We start from the raw sequence: 14,345 nt of genomic DNA, 5'->3' as shown, positions 1-14,345 counted from the left end.
CGTCGACCTAGACGACCTGACCCGGTGCTCCGCTGTCGGTGGTGACCGGACGACCGGCGGCGGCCCACTGCTGCATCCCACCCTCGACGTTGCGGACCCGGTTCCACCCGTTCTGCACCAGGTGCGCGACGACGTGGCCCGAGCGACCGCCGGACCGGCAGATCACCGCGACGTCGACGTCGGTGGGCACCTCGGCGAGCCGGGCGGGCAGTTCCATCATGGGCAGGTGGTGTGCGCCGGGGGCGTGCCCCGCCGCCCACTCGCCGTCCTCCCGTACGTCCATCAGGTAGGTGGCGTCGGTGATCTCGTTCACGGTCACGGTGGGAATCTCGGGTCCGAACACGGGTACCAAGGTTAGACCCCCGAACCGGTTCAGAGTGGGCTCACCCACCGTGGATTCGCGGCGGCCCAGCGGGGCATCCGCGCGCCACGCACGGCCTCGAAGAGTTCGTTGCCGCCGTCGTCCAGGACGACGTACGACACCTGGCCGATGAGCTGTGGCGACGAGGGCACCCGGATGCCGAGGAGCGCGTCGGCGGGGAGCGCGCGCAGCGCGAGGACCAGGTCCTCCAGGGGTACGCCGTTGGTGTCCACGGTCAACGAGTCGCCCACCGCGCGGATCAGCTCGTCCAGCTTGAGCGGGTCACCCAGCAGGTCGGTCTGGCCGGCGCGGTCGAGCATCGCCCGGAGCAGCTGCTGCTGGTGCCGCTGCCGGTCGTAGTCGCCGTCGGGCAGGTCGTACCGCTGTCGCACGTAGTCCAGCGCGGCGGCCCCGTCCATCTGCCGGCAGCCGGGGGCGAAGACGGTGCCGGTGTGCACCGACCGGACCTCGGTGTCGACACACATGCGGACGCCGCCGAGCAGGTCGACGACCCGGCGGAGCCCGGTGAAGTCGACCACGGCGGCACCGTCGAACTCCAGCCCGGTCAGCCGGTGCAGGGTGGCCGAGAGCAGCTGGGCGCCGCCGTCACCCCCGCCGCCGAGGTCGTACGCCGCATTGATCTTGTCCTGGCCGCCGCCGTACCCGTTGGGGGCCGGTGGGATGGCGACCAGCAGGTCGCGGGGGACGGAGATCAGGTATGCCCGGCGCAGCCCGGCGGGCAGGTGCACGATCAGGATCGTGTCCGAGCGCTGGTCGGCGTCGGCGGTGCCCCGGAACCGGTCGGAGCCGACGAGCAGGTAGTTGAGCGGCCCCTCCGGATCGGTCCGGTTCCGGCGTGCGTCGTCGTCGAGCAGGTGTCCCCGAGCCACCGCGCGGTCGTACCGCTCGGTGAGGACCTGTACCCCCACCACCGCGGCCACCGCGACCAGGGCAAGGGCGAGACCGACCCCGACCAGGGCCCGCGCCCAACGTGGCGCGCCGCTGCCCACCGGCCCCGACCCGGTCCGCGCTGACCTGGACGTGACGCCTCCCCCGTAGCCTGAGACGAGCCCTGCTCACCTCAGGTTACGAGTCCGTTTCGCGTTACGGGCGTCATTCGCCCGATCCGCCGGATCTGGCCCCGGTCGCCGGAGCCCGGTCGGACCTACGCCCGGGTGGAGAGGACACTCGGGTTGGCGAAGACGAACTCGGCCAGCCGGTCCTCCTTGACCGCCTTGAACATGTCCAGGGTCAGCGGGCTGAGCGCCTCGCGGCCGTGCTCGTTGACGTGGAAGGTGCCGTTGTTCGTCCGCAGCATGGTCAGCTCGTTGTCGGTGACCCCGCGCATGGTGAAGACCAGGTCCGCGACGTCCGCCCGGCCGGTGTCCAGGATCAGCGTGTCCCCGGCGGCGTCCATCAGCTTCTTCAGCTTCAACGGGTTGGTCATCCCCCCGTCGCTGATCGCCTTCTTAGCCATGGCCTTGATCAGCTGCTGCTGGTTCTGCTGGCGGTCGTAGTCGCCGTTCTTCAGGCTCTTCCGCTGGCGGGAGTAGTCCAGGGCCTCCCAGCCCTCCATCTCCCGGCAGCCCTTCTTGTGCACCACCGGGGTCCGCTCCTTGCCGGTCTTCTTGGCGTCGGCGTTCCACATCGGCTTGCCGTCGACGTACGACATGTGGATCGACTCGACCTCGTGGCTGACGCAGATGCGTACGCTGCCCAGGGCGTCGATCACCTTCTTGAAACCGCCGAAGTTGATGATCGCAGCGCCGTCGAAGCTCACCCCGGTCATGTTCTTGATGGTCTGCGCCATCAACTGGGCGCCCCCGGCCCAGCCGCCACCGTTGCGCGCCCCGTACTGGAACGCGGCATTGATCTTGTCGGTGGTGCCGTTGAAGCCCGTCTTCTTGAAGGCCGGGATGTGTGCCTCGGTGTCCCGGGGAATCGAGATCAGGTACGCCTGGTCATGCGTCGCCGGGATGTGCAGGATGATGATGCTGTCCGCCCGGACGTCGTCGGCGGCCCAGCTTGCCCGGGCGTCCACGCCGAGCAGCAGCATGTCGATCGGGCCCTCCAGGGTGTCGCCACCCTCGGCGTCGCTCTTGCCGGCGTCGCCGAGCAGGTTCTGCTGGGAGATGTTCCCGGTGGCCTGACCGATGATCGCCTTGCTGCCCACGATCGCGGCACCGCTGGTCATCATCAGGACCGCGCCGACGACCACGGTGATCCGGGCCCAGAGCGGGTCCTTGCGTCGCTTCCGCTTCGGGGGCGCGTCCGTACCACGACCGCCACCCCGGCGGGGTGGCGGAACGACGGAGGCGGAAGCCCGGCCCGCGGGGACGGGTTCCCGCGATGGAGGGCGACGGCGGGTCTGAACCGGCATGCGTGCTCCAGTCCGCGATATCGGGGGCGGGACCACTTTACGGATCCGCTCCCGATCTGGCGAGTTCTTCCCGCCGATATGTGCGGTCCATCCGCCCGCACCGCGGATTGCTGTCCGAACGGCTGATATATTGGAGCCGATCGGCGGTCGGAGAGCCCGTTACCGGCGCTCCGACCGCCGATCTGTGCTGACGTCCGTCGAAGCCCTCAGCCGCCGTTGGATTTAGCGGGCTGATTCGCCTTGACCCATTCCGTCATTCGGTCCCCGGCCATCGCCTGGTACATCGCCAGCGCCTTCTCCCGGTCGGAGACCACCACCGACTCGCCGTCGATGGTCTCGCTGCCCAGGTGCGGGCTGGTCACGAAGGTGAGGTTCTCGCCGCGCAGCTTCCGGAACTGCATCGCCATGTCGACCAGCGAGAAACCCTCGTCCACGGTCACCGCGTCGGTAACCGACTGGAGGAAGGCGTTCAGCTTGCGCGGATTGGTCAGCGTGCCGCTGCTGGCCGCCTTGTCCATCAGCGCCCGAAGGAACTCCTGCTGGTGCCGCATCCGGGCGAAGTCGCCGTCCGGGAACTGCTTGCGCTGCCGGATCCAGTCCAGCGCCTCGGCCCCGTTCATGTGGTTGACGCCCTTGGTGAAGGTCCGGTACGGCTTGTGAATCGAGGTGACGGTCCGCTCCACCGGCAGGTCCACTCCGCCGAGCGCGTCGGTGACCTGCTTGAACCCGGCGAAGTCGACCGCCATCACATGATCCAGGTGCACGTCGGTGAAGCACTCCACCGTTCGTACCGCCAGCGGTAGCCCACCGAAGGCGAACGCTGCGTTGATCTTGCCGCGCTGGCCGGATGCGCAATCCGCGTTCGCGCTCTCCGGGATCGGCACGTAGAGGTCGCGGGGGATGGAGACCAGGTAGGCCTCGGCGTGGCTCGACGGGATGTGCATCACGATGATGGTGTCCGCCCGCCACTTGCTGGACTGGTCGATCGGCGCGTCCGGGTCCCGCGAGTCGCTGCCGACCACCAGGATGTTGACCGCGCCGTCGACCTCTTTGGCCGGCCGCCCCTCGGTGATCTGCTTGAACGGGTCGGTGCGGGCCAGGTCCTCGTCCAACCCCCGGGCGTAGACCCAGGCACCCAGGCCCCCGAGGAGCGCGAGCACCAGCACGGCGACGCCGGCGACCAGCGCGATCCGACCCCAGCGGGGACGGGGACCCGGCCGGAGCGGACCACCAGGTCCGCCAGGTCCGCCGGGACCGGTCGGACCGCCCGGCCCCTCGTCGGCCCGCGCGGGCCCGGCATCGGCGCGGCTCCGCTCGGCACCCGGCCTGGATCGCCGGCCCGGGCCGGAGCCGGGGACCGAGGCGCGCCCGGTGGAGCCCCGGCGCAGGTACAGGAGCGGGAGACCGGCTGACGAGGTCGCTGACATGTAACTCAGGGTACGGACCCGGAGCCAGTCATGCCTTCAGGTGACGCTCAGCCGGCTGCCGAACACCGGCGGGGAAATCAGCCCAACCGCTTCCGGAAGTGGTCGATCGTGCGTCGGAGGCCGTCTTCCGGCGCGACCCGGGGCTCGTATCCGAGCAGTTCGCGGGCCAGGGTGAGGTCCGGTCGCCGCATCTCCGGGTCGTCGGCGGCCCGGGTGACGTAGGTCACCTCCGAGGTGCTGTCGGAGAGCGACACGATCAGTTCGGCGAGCTGCCGCATCGACATCTCGTGCTCGGTGCCGCAGTTGATCGGCCCGGTCTCGGTCGAGTCGAGCAGCAGCAGGATGCCGCGCACCAGGTCGTCGACGTAGCAGATCGAGCGGGTCTGCGCCCCGGTGCCGTGCACGGTGATCGGTTCGCCGCGCAGGGCCTGGGCGATGAAGGTGGGGATGGCCCGACCGTCGTCCGGCCGCATCCGGGGGCCGTACGTGTTGAAGATCCGCACGATGGCGACGTCCAGGCCGTGACGCCGGTGGTAGGCCATGGTGGCCGCCTCCGCGAACCGCTTGGCCTCGTCGTAGACGCTGCGGACGCCGATCGGGTTCACGTTGCCCCAGTACGTCTCCCGCTGCGGGTGCTCCTTCGGGTCGCCGTACGCCTCCGAGGTGGAGGCCAGCAGGAACCGGGCCCCGTCGGCGACCGCCCGGTCGAGCAGGTGCAGCGTGGCGACCGAGCCGACCCGGAGGATCTCGACCGGGAGGGTGGCGAAGTCGGTCGGGCTGGCCGGGGAGGCCATGTGCAGGATCGCGTCGAAGCGCTCCGCCAGCGCCGGGTGGTGGGTCGGCAGGCCGTCCGAGACGTCCGCGTCGACCAACGTGAAGGTGGGGCGCTCGGCGAGGTGGGCGACGTTCTCCTTCGACCCGGTGACGAAGTTGTCCACCGCCACCACTGTGCAACCACGGTCCAGCAGTACGTCGACCAGGTGCGACGGGACGAAACCGGCACCGCCGGTGACGAGAATGCGGTGACCGGCGCCGAAACGGGGAGCTACCTTCATGCCGGCCAGCCTACTCAGCGGTGCCGCCCGACGGGTGGTTGCAGGGGCCCCCTCCTACCGCAAACTGATGAGGAGGGGGCCCCTGCAACCGCCGGAGCGGCGTGGATCATCACCTGTCAGTGGGCGCCGGCCCCGGTCAGGGCGCGGACTTCCAGTTCGGCGTACTTCTCCTGGTCGCTCTCCTTCGAGATCACCGTGCCGAGCCAACCGCAGAGGAAGCCGAAGGGGATGGAGAGGATCCCCGGGTTGGACAGCGGGAACCACTGCCAGTCGTGGTCGGGGAACATCGACGTCGGTAGCCCCGACACCACCGGCGAGAAGAAGACCAGCCCGACCGCCGAGAGCAGGCCGCCGTAGATGGCCCAGACCGCGCCGGAGGTGTTGAACCGCTTCCAGAACAGGCTGTAGAGGATCGCCGGCAGGTTGCCCGAGGCGGCCACCGCGAAGGCGAGCGCGACCAGGAACGCCACGTTCAGGTTCTGCGCGAAGATCGACAGCAGGATGGAGACCGCGCCGATGACCAGGGCGGAGATGCGGGCCACCCGGACCTCCTGCCGTTCGGAGGTCTGGCCGTTCTTGATGACGTTGGCGTAGAAGTCGTGGGCCAGGCTGGACGAGGACGCCAGGGTGAGCCCGGCCACCACCGCCAGGATGGTGGCGAAGGCCACCGCCGCGATGATCGCCAGCAGGGTCGCGCCGCCCAGGTCGCCGCCGAGGAAGTCCGCGCCGAGCACCTCGGCGAGTTGTGGCGCGGCCGTGTTGCCCGCCTTGTCCTGGGCGGTGATCGCCTCACTGCCGACCAGTGCCGCCGCCCCGAACCCGAGGGCCAGGGTGAGCAGGTAGAAGGTGCCGATGATGCCGATCGCCCAGAGCACGCTCTTGCGGGCCGCCTTCGCGGTCGGCACCGTGTAGAAGCGGATCAGGATGTGCGGCAGGCCGGCCGTGCCGAGCACCAGGGCGATGCCGAGCGAGAGCAGGTCCATCTTGTTGTAGAAGGTCTGGGTGGCGTTACCGGCCACCTCGACGCCGTACCGGAGCCCCGGTTCGAGGAAGGCGCTGCCCTTACCGGAGGAGGAGGCGGCGTCGCCGAGCAGCGACGACAGGTTGAACTTGTACTTCGCCAGCACCAGCAGGGTCATCACCAGCGCGCCGCCCATCAGCAGGAACGCCTTGACGATCTGCACGTACGTGGTGCCCTTCATCCCGCCGACCGTGACGTAGATGATCATGAGTGCGCCGACCATGATGATGGTGGCGACCTTGGCGGTGCCCGCGTCCATGCCGAGGAACGTCGTTCCCGGCCGGATGCCGAGCAGGAGCGCCACCAACGCGCCCGCGCCGACCATCTGGGCCAGCAGGTAGAAGATCGACACGGTGATGGTGGAGGCCGCGGCGGCGGTCCGGACCGGGCGCTGCCGCATCCGGAACGCCAGCACGTCGGCCATCGTGTACCGGCCGGAGTTGCGCAGCAGTTCGGCGACGAGCAGCAGCGCCACCAGCCAGGCGACCAGGAAGCCGATCGAGTAGAGGAAGCCGTCGTAGCCGTACAGGGCGATGAGCCCGGCGATGCCCAGGAACGAGGCCGCCGACATGTAGTCGCCGCCGATCGCCATGCCGTTCTGGAAACCGGAGAAGGACCGGCCGCCGGCGTAGAAGTCGGTGGCCGTCTTGGTCTGCCGGCTCGCCCAGATGGTGATCGCGAGCGTGGCCGCCACGAAGACCAGGAACAGGGCGATGGTCAGGTTGCGGGCGGTGGTGCTGCCCGCCTCAGCCGCGAGGACCGTGTTCATGGTTCACCTCCCCGATCTCGGCACGGATCCGGTCGGCGACCGGGTCGATCTTGCGGTCGGCGTACCGGGCGTAGAGCCAGGCGATCAGGAACGTCGAGACGAACTGGAGCAGCCCGAAGACGAGCGCGACGTTGACGTTGCTGCCGAAGAGCTTCGTGCCCATGAAACCCCGCGCGTACGCGGAGAGGATCACGTAGAGCGCGTACCACAGGAAGAAGGCCACGGTCATCGGGAAGACGAAGCCGCGCAGCGCGCGGCGCAGACCGGCGAACTCGTCCGACCGCTGCACGGCGAGATGCCGCTCGCGGCTCGTCGGCGTGGCGGGCGCGGGTGTGTCCGTCGACATCTGTAGATCACCACCTTTCGCAGGCTTGGGGTGTTCCGCGCACCGTAGGGAGGGCGCGCCCCGCCGGGAAAGGGAAAGATCGGTGCCGGCCGCTCGCTGCGCCGAACGGCCGATTACCTGCGCCGAGTGACCTAGATCACTCAGTCGAGTGGTCGTCGCAGACGCTCAGTCCGCCAGGGTGCGGTACCGGCCCCGGTGGTGCAGCAGCGGCTCGGCCCGCTCGGTCAGTTCGACCACCTCGACGGTCGCCTCGACCAGCAGCGCCCAACCGCACTCGCGGCTGCCGTCCAGCCGGCAACCCACCCAGCCGCCGGCGTCGGCCGGCACCGGGCCGTACGGCGTGTCGACCCACTCGTCCAGGGCGAAGAGGCCACCGGGGGACGGGAAGAGACCCGCGAACCGGTCCGCGAGCTGTCGATGCGCCGGGCCGAGTACGGCGACCGCGAACCGGCCGGACTCCTCGACCGCCGCCCACAGGTCGGCCTCCGGATCCACCAGCCCGAGCAGCCGGTCCGGCTCACCCTCGGCGACCAGGGTCGACGAGACGGTCAGCCCGGCCGGTCCGGGCGCGGTCCACAGGGTCACCGGGGAGGCCAGCCGTCCCCGCAGCCGGCGGGCCGGTGACCGCTCCCCGGCCGGCGTGGCGAACGGATCGACGTGGTGGATCTCCGCGCCCGGCTGATGATTCACGTGAAACATTGTGACCCGGCCGGCGGTTCCGTGGGCCTCACCGCTCGCTATCGGGCCGGGCGGCGGCGGCCACCACCACCGGGTCGGCGCAGCCGGCCGCGAAGCCGGCGATCCGGCGGCGGATGTCCCGGCCGAGCAGCCACGTCCCGATCCGCTCCGCCACCGGCCGCAGGAACGCCGGACGGCAGCGGAAGTTGTACCGCCAGGTGGCGACCGTGGTGTCCGGCTCGGGGCCGGGGGCGAACCGCCAGCCGCCGGCGAACACCTCGAAGAACCACGGGCCCCGGACCATCTTCATCCCCACGTGACTCGGCGGGACGTACGAGACGTACTCGCTGACCATGAGCAGCCCGTGCCGGGAGCGGGTGACCGTGCGTACCCCCTTGCCGGGCCGGGTCGCCCCGTCGGCGAAGTGCTGTTCCCGGACGAACGGGTCCCACCGGTAGCGCACCGACCCGACGGTCTGCGACACGGCGAACGCCAGTTCCGGGGGCACGGGGACGGTGACGACCGATTCGACGACGGGCATCGGCCCATTGTGCCGCCGTCGGCCAAGCCGGGCACGGGTCGCCGGCTGCCGGCCGGGTGGCGGCTGACCAGCGGGGGATGCGGGTGGCCTCTATCGTGCTGGGCATGGCCCCTGTGACACCGCAGCAGCTCGCCAGCAGTCGACTCGTCATCGCGGAATCCGTGCTCCGGAACGAGGTGGACTTCCGCGGCTACCCGCACCGGCACCTCGCGGTCGTCACCCGGCCGCGAATGGCGAGCAGCTCCATCACCCAACTCCTGGAGGCCGTCGAGTACCTCTCCCACTTCGGGTGGGAGCTGGTCAGCGTCACCAGCGCCACCGACAGCCGCATGCTCTACGCCTTCCTGCGCCTGCGCTGAGCGGAGCGCCCGGCCAGCACCACGCAGCCACACAGCGGAGCGAGTAGCGCGCCCGGTCAGCGGCGGGGTGTCACCGCCGTCAGCAGCTCCGGCATCCGGTGGTCGAGCACGTCACCGGCGAGGTACGCGCCGAGCAGCGCCGCGCCCAGCCCGTACCCGAGACCCAGCGGCGCGGCCAGCCAGAGCCAGGCGTCCCCGAGCAGCGCCGCCGCGACCACCATCGGCACCGCCGTCACCGTCGAGACGAGCATCGACAGCAGGGTGAGCAGTCCCTTGGCGATGCCGGCCCCGCTGTTCACCGCGAAGGGGTTGCTCGTCTCCGGCAGCGAGTACGCCCCCAGGATCGAGACGTACCCGTTGATCGCCAGGCCCACCCCGTACGCGGCGAAGAGGCTACCGGCCATCAGGCCCAGCCACGCCGGCCGGCCCAGCAGCACCGCCAGGAGGACCGCGACGACGGCCAGCATCGGCAGCACGTACACCGTGAACGCGGTCATCCGGGCGCGCAGCTCCAGCCGACCGGGCACCCCGGCGACCACGTTGGCCGCGTACGCGCTGCCGTCGAAGCCGAACTGGTTGGCCAGGGTGACCGAGGCGAGCACCCCAACGAAGATCATCGAGATGCTGACCGTCACCGGGGAGGAGCCGGGGGTGGTCAGTTCCGCACCCTCCCCGGTCGAGAAGGTGATTCCGCCAGCGTTGACCATCACCGGCACGAAGATGCCGACCACCGCGATCGTGATCAGATTTGCCCGCCGCCGGGCGTCCCGCCACCAGTAACGGCACTCCCGTGCGACCAGCGCGCCGAACCGGTCCCGCCGGCTCCAGCCCACCGCACGCGGGAAGAGCTGCGCGACCGCTCCGCCGACCGGGCCGCGGCGGGTCCTGGCCGGCCCGGAACGTGCCGCCCCGACCATCGCCGACTCCAGCGACCGGGACCACCACAGCAGCAACCCGCCGACGGCAGCCACGGTGATCAGCAGTTTCACCGGGACGGTCCACGCCCGCCCCTCGGCCACGTCGATGCCGAGCGTCCAGGGCGCGCCGAGCGGGGTCCAGCCGACCACCCGGGCCACCCCGGCCAGCCGGTCCCAGTCGGCGTCCTGCACGGCGGCCAGTACCACGAGCTGCAACGGACCGAGCAGCGCGGCGAGCGCCGCCAGCAGTACGGCCGCCAGGTCGCGTACCCGCCGGGAGCGCAACATGGTGGCGAAGGCGCTGGTGATCGCCCGGCTGGCCGCGACGCAGAGCAGCAGCCCGGCGACCACCCCGACGGCGGCGGCCACGGCCGCCGCCGGACCGCCGAGCGCCCCGGCGGTGACCACCAGCCCGGTCGTGGCGAGCAGCGTCGCCACCGCCGGCACGCTGACCAGCGCGGCGGCGAACAGGCCGGTCACCAGGGTGCGCCGGGAAAGCGGCAGCAGCGCGAACCGGGCCGGGTCGAGCGTCTCGTCCACACCGAAGAAGACCAGCGGCAGCAGCAGCCAGCCGAGCACCAGCAGGCCCCCGCCGAACGCGGCGGTCATCAGCGCGTACCGGGACTCGCCGGCCAGCCCGGGGGCGGCCAGCAGGAAGAAGCCGGTCCCGCCGAACCAGAGCCCGGCGATCACGCCGCCGACGAAGAGGGCGACCCGCCAGCCCTGACCCCGGAAGTTGTTGCCCATCACCCGCAGCTTGAGCCGGACGAAGTGGCGGGCCGAAACGGCACGGATCCGCTCGGCGGGTGCCGTCACCGGGACAGCCACGACAACTCCTCGCCCGTCGCGGTGCGCCCGCCGACCACCTCCACGAAGACCTGCTCCAGCGAACGCTCCCCGCGCACGTCGTCGAGGGTGCCGACCCGCTTGATCGTCCCCTCGGCGAGGATGGCCACGTGCGAGCAGAGCCGCTCCACGACCTCCATGACGTGGCTGGAGAAGACCACCGTCCCGCCGCCGACGACGTACCGGTGCAGGATGTCGCGGATCAACGCCGCCGAGACCGGGTCGACCGCCTCGAACGGCTCGTCCAGCACCAGCAGCCGGGGGCCGTGCAGCAGCGCGCAGGCCAGTCCGATCTTCTTCTTCATCCCGGCCGAGTAGTCGACCACCAGGGTCCGCCCGGCGTCGTTCAGGGCCAGCACGTCGAGCAGCTCCGCCGCCCGCTGGTCGACCACCGTCGGGTCCATGCCGCGCAACAGCCCGTGGTACGCCAGCAGCTCCGCGCCGCTGAGCCGGTCGAAGAGGCGTACGCCGTCCGGCATCACTCCGAGCAGTTGCTTGGCGCGGACCGGGTCACCCCAGACGTCGTGCCCGAGCACCCAGGCGCCACCGGCGTCCGGCCTCAGCAGGCCGACGGCCATCGACAGGGTGGTGGTCTTGCCGGCGCCGTTCGGGCCGAGCAGCCCGTAGAACGAGCCGGCCGGGACGTCGAGGTCGACGCCCGCCACCGCGACCTTGCTGTCGAACCGTTTGGCCAGCCCACGCAGTTGCAGGGCCGGGCGCGCAGAAGTCATGCCCCGAAACTATCCGCCGGAGGCCACCGGTCTCTCCTGCTCAGGGACGATCTCGACCTACGACTCCGGTGCCGCTGAGGTGGTTGCAGGGGACCCTTCCTCGACAAAAAGCGGTAACAGGGGACCCCTGCTTCCACGCCACCCGAAGCCCAGCGGGGCTACAGGGCTACAGGCGCAGGGACTCCGGGGTGTGCAGGCGGAGCATGGTGGTGGCGACGTCGGTGGGGACGCGGCGGCGGGAAGCCACCGAGACCGCCACCATCACCGTGAACGCGAGCGGGACCGTCCAGGCGGCCGGCTGGGCGACGAGCGTCGCCGGCCAGCCGGCCAGGGGCGGACCGACGACGGTCAGCAGTACGGCGGTGACGGCCGTCCCGCCACCGGCGAGGATGCCGGCGGCGGCCCCCACGTCGGTCAGTCCCCGCCACCAGATGCCGAGCACCAGCAGCGGGCAGAAGCTGGACGCGGCCACCGCGAACGCGAGCCCGATCACCTGGGAGACGTCCATCCCCGAGACGTTCAGCGCCAGCAGCGCCGGTACCGCCCCGGCGATCACGGTGGCCAGCCGGAAGCCGCGTACCGAGCCGCGTCCGAGCACGTCGGTGGAGATCACCCCGGCGACGCTGGTGAGCAGCCCGGACGAGGTGGACAGGAACGCCGCGAACGCCCCGGCGGCGACCAGCGCGGCGAGCAGCCGCCCGGTCGTACCGTCGCCGAGCGCGGCACCGGGCAGCAGCACCACCACCGCGTCGGTCTGCCCGGTCACCAGCAGCTGCGGGGTGTAGACCCGGCCGAGCACCCCGTAGAGGGTGGGCAGCAGGTAGAAGGCCCCGACCATGGCCAGCACCACCAGCGTGGTCCGCCGGGCCGCCGCGCCGTCCGGGTTGGTGTAGAAGCGGACCAGCACGTGCGGCAGTCCCATGGTGCCGAGGAAGGTGGCCAGGATCAGCGAGTACGTGCCGAAGAGCCCCCGGTCGTCGTCCCCGGCGGTGCTCGGCAGCAGCCAGTCGGCGGCATCGGTGACCACGCCGGAGACCTCCGGCACCGGGGCCCCGGCGTCGAAGGTCAGCTCGTCGCCGGGGCGTACCTCGCGGGTGGTGCCGTCGGCGAGGGTGAGGGTCGCCGGATGGTCGACCACGACGGTGGTCGCGGTCCGGAACGCCGGCCCGTCGGGCGGGGTCACCGCGGGGCGGCCGTCGGCCTGCCACTGCAACACCAGGAAGATCACCGGTACGGCGAGCGCGGTGAGCTTCAGCCAGTACTGGAACGCCTGGACGAAGGTGATCGCGCGCATCCCGCCGAGTGCCACGTTCGCGATGACCACCACGGCGACGACCAGCGCCCCGACCGGGTACGGCGAGCCGGTCAGCGTGGTCAGCGTGAGCCCCGCCCCCTGGAGCTGCGGCACCAGGTAGAGCCAACCGATGAAGATCACGAAGACGGTGGCGAGTGCCCGGAGCCGGCGCGAGTGCAGCCGTAGCTCGCAGAAGTCCGGCAGGGTGAACGCCCCGGAGCGGCGCAGCGGCGCGGCCACGAACAGCAGCAGCGCGAGGTAGCCGGCGGCGAAACCGACCGGGTACCAGAGCACGTCGACGCCGTACTTGAGGATCAGCCCGGCGATGCCGAGGAAGGAGGCCGCGGAGAGGTACTCCCCGCCGATCGCGGCGGCGTTCCAGGTCGGGCTGACCGCGCGCGAGGCGACCAGGAAGTCGGAGGTGGTCCGGGCGACCCGCAGCCCGTAGAAGCCGATGGCGAACGTGGCCAGGGTGACCGCCACGAGCGCCGGCACCACGTACCCGTTGTCCACCTCAGCGCTCCGGCCGCTGGACGAGGTCGCTGAAGTCCTGCTCGTTCCGTTCGGCCAACCGCACGTACGCCCAGCCGACCGCGACCAGGAACGGGAAGGCGGCCACCCCGAGCAGCAGCCACGGCAGGTTGACCCCGAAGAGCGTCACGCGGCCGACCGTGGGTGCGATGGCGAAGAGCCAGGGGAGCCCGCCGAGGCCGATCAGCACCACCACGGCCAGCCGCAGGGCCAGCGCGAGCTGGGCCCGGACCAGGCCCCGGACCAGCGCCTCGCCGACTCGGGTCTGCTCGGTCAGCTCGCTGCGGGTCCGGTCGGCACCCCGCCGGGACACCTCGGCGAGCACGATCCGCGTCCGAGGGCGCGGCTCCGGTCGCCGAGGGGCCGGTACGGGGTCGGTGGGGGCGGCCACTGACGCAGTCTCGCCGCCCCCACCCGAATGTCAAGCCCCGGCCGGCCTCCGGGCCGGCTGTGCACAACCTGTGGACAACCGGCCCGGAGGCTGTGGATAACCCGGTCAGCCTGTGGACACCACCAGTGCCTGTCGTTGATTCGACAGGTGCCCGGTATCGACCTGCCTGCTCATTCTTGGCAAAGTTTGCCGCTACAGGCACTTCGCCTGTCGAGCGCACCGAAGGGAGCAGATCTTGCGTCACGGTCGCAGCGTTCTCGCACTCGTCCTGGCCCTGGTGGTCGTCAGTGGTGGGTTGGTCGTCACCACCGGGTCAGCCGCACAGGCCGCCGTCTCGTGCTCCGGGACCGTCACCTACAGCAAGACCTACGGTCCGGGCGAGTTGACGATCTTCTACAACACCTCCGACGGCGGCACGAACAGCGCGTGCTTCTACCACAAGGGCGCCGCGTACGGCGTAGCCGCGCCGACCTACGTACGCGCCTACCGGTGCACGGAGCGGTCCGGTGAGGGGCAGCCGTGCACGGTGGCGGTCAGTTCCAGTGCGGACTTCGGCAACTACGCCTACTATGCGGGACCGCGAGGTGTGACCGGCACCGCGAACTACTGCGTCGCGGCCGTCGGCTACATCGACTGGCAGGGCTACCGATACCAGATCAGCAGCGGCCGACAGGGCTGTTGACCCGGGCTCGGCCCGG

15 protein-coding genes are annotated in these 14,345 nt (G+C 71.0%); 2 read left to right on the top strand and 13 right to left on the bottom strand.

Annotated elements, in window-relative coordinates:
* Positions 1 to 7: 7 nt before the first annotated feature.
* The 9 genes from GA0074694_RS06260 to GA0074694_RS06220 all read right to left on the bottom strand — a co-directional run bounded on the left by GA0074694_RS06260 (position 8) and on the right by GA0074694_RS06220 (position 8,578).
* Entirely contained in the window at positions 8 to 343 is a 336-nt protein-coding gene (locus GA0074694_RS06260; RefSeq protein ID WP_091453823.1) for a rhodanese-like domain-containing protein, read from the bottom strand.
* A gap of 29 nt (positions 344 to 372) precedes the next feature.
* On the bottom strand, positions 373 to 1,371 hold the full coding sequence (locus GA0074694_RS06255) for an LCP family protein (RefSeq protein WP_425413578.1): 999 nt from the start codon (positions 1,369 to 1,371) through the stop codon (positions 373 to 375).
* A 155-nt stretch (positions 1,372 to 1,526) separates the two neighbouring features.
* A complete protein-coding gene (locus tag GA0074694_RS06250) occupies positions 1,527 to 2,741 on the bottom strand; it encodes an LCP family protein (RefSeq protein ID WP_091453821.1) in 1,215 nt (404 codons plus the stop codon).
* Positions 2,742 to 2,947: 206 nt separating this feature from the next.
* Positions 2,948 to 4,168, bottom strand: coding sequence for an LCP family protein (locus GA0074694_RS06245; RefSeq protein WP_091453818.1), 1,221 nt, complete (start codon positions 4,166 to 4,168; stop codon positions 2,948 to 2,950).
* A 77-nt stretch (positions 4,169 to 4,245) separates the two neighbouring features.
* Positions 4,246 to 5,223, bottom strand: a complete 978-nt coding sequence (locus tag GA0074694_RS06240; RefSeq protein ID WP_091453815.1) for an NAD-dependent epimerase/dehydratase family protein — start codon at positions 5,221 to 5,223, stop codon at positions 4,246 to 4,248.
* A 116-nt stretch (positions 5,224 to 5,339) separates the two neighbouring features.
* Positions 5,340 to 7,013 (bottom strand): solute symporter family protein, encoded by a 1,674-nt coding sequence (locus GA0074694_RS06235; protein WP_091453811.1) that lies wholly within the window; start codon positions 7,011 to 7,013, stop codon positions 5,340 to 5,342.
* Positions 6,991 to 7,359 carry a DUF485 domain-containing protein gene (locus GA0074694_RS06230; RefSeq protein WP_091453807.1) on the bottom strand — a complete coding sequence of 123 codons (369 nt, stop codon included), beginning with the start codon at positions 7,357 to 7,359 and terminating at the stop codon, positions 6,991 to 6,993. The genes GA0074694_RS06235 and GA0074694_RS06230 overlap by 23 nt, the downstream gene beginning before the upstream one ends.
* A gap of 165 nt (positions 7,360 to 7,524) precedes the next feature.
* The gene (locus GA0074694_RS06225) at positions 7,525 to 8,100 is read right to left on the bottom strand and encodes a flavin reductase family protein (protein ID WP_425413608.1); all 576 of its coding nucleotides are present in this window, start codon (positions 8,098 to 8,100) and stop codon (positions 7,525 to 7,527) included.
* Positions 8,087 to 8,578: an SRPBCC family protein gene (locus GA0074694_RS06220; RefSeq protein ID WP_091453800.1), complete on the bottom strand. Its 492-nt coding sequence runs from the start codon at positions 8,576 to 8,578 to the stop codon at positions 8,087 to 8,089. Before GA0074694_RS06220 ends, GA0074694_RS06225 begins: the two co-directional genes overlap by 14 nt.
* Before the next feature lie 104 nt (positions 8,579 to 8,682).
* Between GA0074694_RS06220 and GA0074694_RS06215 the strand changes: the two genes are divergently transcribed.
* On the top strand, positions 8,683 to 8,937 hold the full coding sequence (locus tag GA0074694_RS06215) for a hypothetical protein (protein ID WP_245714562.1): 255 nt from the start codon (positions 8,683 to 8,685) through the stop codon (positions 8,935 to 8,937).
* Positions 8,938 to 8,993: 56 nt separating this feature from the next.
* On the opposite strand, the gene GA0074694_RS06210 is transcribed toward GA0074694_RS06215, so the two are convergent.
* From GA0074694_RS06210 to GA0074694_RS06195, 4 genes are all read right to left on the bottom strand, one after another.
* Positions 8,994 to 10,682 (bottom strand): ABC transporter permease, encoded by a 1,689-nt coding sequence (locus GA0074694_RS06210; RefSeq protein WP_091453792.1) that lies wholly within the window; start codon positions 10,680 to 10,682, stop codon positions 8,994 to 8,996.
* A complete protein-coding gene (locus tag GA0074694_RS06205; protein WP_091453788.1) occupies positions 10,667 to 11,431 on the bottom strand; it encodes an ABC transporter ATP-binding protein in 765 nt (254 codons plus the stop codon). Before GA0074694_RS06205 ends, GA0074694_RS06210 begins: the two co-directional genes overlap by 16 nt.
* Before the next feature lie 166 nt (positions 11,432 to 11,597).
* Positions 11,598 to 13,238, bottom strand: coding sequence for a sodium/solute symporter (locus GA0074694_RS06200; RefSeq protein WP_091453784.1), 1,641 nt, complete (start codon positions 13,236 to 13,238; stop codon positions 11,598 to 11,600).
* Between the two features lies 1 nt (position 13,239).
* Positions 13,240 to 13,647 carry a hypothetical protein gene (locus tag GA0074694_RS06195; protein WP_091453781.1) on the bottom strand — a complete coding sequence of 136 codons (408 nt, stop codon included), beginning with the start codon at positions 13,645 to 13,647 and terminating at the stop codon, positions 13,240 to 13,242.
* A gap of 235 nt (positions 13,648 to 13,882) precedes the next feature.
* Here GA0074694_RS06195 and GA0074694_RS06190 point away from each other — a divergent pair, with 235 nt between their 5' ends.
* Positions 13,883 to 14,329 carry a hypothetical protein gene (locus GA0074694_RS06190; RefSeq protein WP_091453778.1) on the top strand — a complete coding sequence of 149 codons (447 nt, stop codon included), beginning with the start codon at positions 13,883 to 13,885 and terminating at the stop codon, positions 14,327 to 14,329.
* The last annotated feature ends 16 nt before the right edge of the window (positions 14,330 to 14,345 follow it).

The sequence above is a fragment of the Micromonospora inyonensis genome (genome assembly GCF_900091415.1).
In the GTDB taxonomy this organism is placed as follows: Bacteria; Actinomycetota; Actinomycetes; order Mycobacteriales; family Micromonosporaceae; genus Micromonospora; species Micromonospora inyonensis.
This window is presented reverse-complemented; position numbering and strand designations above follow the sequence as displayed.

What these genes read in the sequence shown, in the direction of transcription:
- GA0074694_RS06250 (WP_091453821.1), bottom strand. Translation starts at nt 2,741, where the DNA reads ATGCCGGTTCAGACCCGCCGTCGCCCTCCATCGCGGGAACCCGTCCCC.
- GA0074694_RS06245 (WP_091453818.1), bottom strand. Translation starts at nt 4,168, where the DNA reads ATGTCAGCGACCTCGTCAGCCGGTCTCCCGCTCCTGTACCTGCGCCGG.
- GA0074694_RS06240 (WP_091453815.1), bottom strand. Translation starts at nt 5,223, where the DNA reads ATGAAGGTAGCTCCCCGTTTCGGCGCCGGTCACCGCATTCTCGTCACC.
- GA0074694_RS06235 (WP_091453811.1), bottom strand. Translation starts at nt 7,013, where the DNA reads ATGAACACGGTCCTCGCGGCTGAGGCGGGCAGCACCACCGCCCGCAAC.
- GA0074694_RS06230 (WP_091453807.1), bottom strand. Translation starts at nt 7,359, where the DNA reads ATGTCGACGGACACACCCGCGCCCGCCACGCCGACGAGCCGCGAGCGG.
- GA0074694_RS06220 (WP_091453800.1), bottom strand. Translation starts at nt 8,578, where the DNA reads ATGCCCGTCGTCGAATCGGTCGTCACCGTCCCCGTGCCCCCGGAACTG.
- GA0074694_RS06215 (WP_245714562.1), top strand. Translation starts at nt 8,683, where the DNA reads ATGGCCCCTGTGACACCGCAGCAGCTCGCCAGCAGTCGACTCGTCATC.
- GA0074694_RS06205 (WP_091453788.1), bottom strand. Translation starts at nt 11,431, where the DNA reads ATGACTTCTGCGCGCCCGGCCCTGCAACTGCGTGGGCTGGCCAAACGG.